We start from the raw sequence: 1,477 nt of genomic DNA on the forward strand, positions 1-1,477 counted from the left end.
AAAAAACTCATCCCTTAAACAAAGGGACGAGTTAGTATCCGTGTTACCACCCTAATTGATTACGATTATGTAATCCACTTCGTTTCGATAACGGACGATCATGCCGGGAAACCTTTACAAATATGGTCCAAGTTCCAGCTCCTGAGTGAAATTCGGCTTTCCCATTGATTAGAGTACTTTCAGTCTTTGGTACTCCTCCCTGCTAATCAATTACTTAGAAAAGCTTACTGAGCTCATTCATAGCTTTTGTTCATTCAATTGTTTATGAACTGTATTATAGATAAAAATTGATTATTTATCAAGTTAGATGTGTCAAATGATAAAGGACTATACTTGTCGCAACACCTACATTTAATGATTCACTATCCTTATGAATTGTGATATAAATCGTATCATCAACTTGTTTAAGCAAATCAGAGCTAACTCCCTTTCCTTCATTGCCAACAAGAACTGCAAATCGTTTAGTTGCAATTTCATTCAGTGGCCTAGCTTTTTCATCTAAAGCAGTACCGAGAATTGGAATGTCAAGTTCGTTTAATTTACCCATCCAGTTGTCTAAATCACCTCTTAAAACAGGCAGATGAAAGAGTGCACCTTGTGTTGCTCTAATAACTTTTTCATGATAGAGATCGACTGTTCCCTTTCCTAATACAACGGCATCTAAATTAAACGCTAAAGCACTACGTATAATAGTACCTACATTACCAGGATCTTGAACAGCATCTATTAACAACACCTTATTCAATGACTGACCAAATTGTTCGTGTTTCTGATTAACAACAGCCATAATGCCTTGAGGCGTTTCAGTAGAAGAGAGCTCATTAAACACTTCAGCCGAAACTTCGACATAATCGTAGTGTTTCCATTTCTCTGGCAGCTTTTCATATTCATGTATAATTAACTTGTCAACCTGCCAGTCACTTTTCGTAACTTCTTCAATTAAATGCCAACCTTCAACGAGGAATTTTCCTTGCTCATCACGATATTTTTTCTTATGTAATTTTTTCCATTCCTTAATGGTTTTATTCTGTTTAGATTCAATCATGACAGATCTCCTATTTGTTTTTGATTCCATCATACATAGTTTAGTATTAAATGGTCAAACTACATGTAAAATGTATATCTAAAAAGAGGTGACCATAGTGGATTTAAATTTAAGAAAAGCAATCAGAAGTAATATAGCTGGAAATAATGAAGAAGAATTAGAAGCAACAATTCTTGATGCGATTCAAAGTGGTGAAGAGAAAATGCTTCCAGGACTAGGTGTGTTATTCGAAATGATTTGGGAAAATGCAAATGAAGAAGAAAAGGATCAAATGCTAACCATTTTAGAGCAAGAAGCTCAGAAGCTATAATCTCAATAGATACACCAATCGAAATTCGATTGGTGTTTTATTATTTTATGGGCGATGAATTTGAAAGGGGCAGATTAATTCGAAAAAGCGACCGATAAATCCGAAAAAGTGGCCGATAAAAT

At 34.9% G+C, this 1,477-nt stretch carries 2 protein-coding genes and 1 other annotated feature; of the genes, one reads left to right on the plus strand and one right to left on the minus strand.

Translation table 11 applies throughout. The features are described from left to right. Positions 1-19 precede the first annotated feature (19 nt). Positions 20-250, minus strand: a binding site (T-box leader). Between the two features lie 48 nt (positions 251-298). Then, entirely contained in the window at positions 299-1,045 is a 747-nt protein-coding gene (locus tag JCM13188_RS17130) for a TrmH family RNA methyltransferase (protein ID WP_054755041.1), read from the minus strand. A 97-nt stretch (positions 1,046-1,142) separates the two neighbouring features. On the opposite strand from JCM13188_RS17130, the gene sspI reads away from it, so the two are divergent. Beyond that, a complete protein-coding gene (gene sspI / locus JCM13188_RS17135; RefSeq protein ID WP_054755042.1) occupies positions 1,143-1,355 on the plus strand; it encodes a small acid-soluble spore protein SspI in 213 nt (70 codons plus the stop codon). Positions 1,356-1,477: the final 122 nt, after the last annotated feature.

Source organism: Piscibacillus salipiscarius JCM 13188 (genome assembly GCF_001311865.1).
In the GTDB taxonomy this organism is placed as follows: Bacteria; Bacillota; Bacilli; order Bacillales; family Alkalibacillaceae; genus Piscibacillus; species Piscibacillus salipiscarius.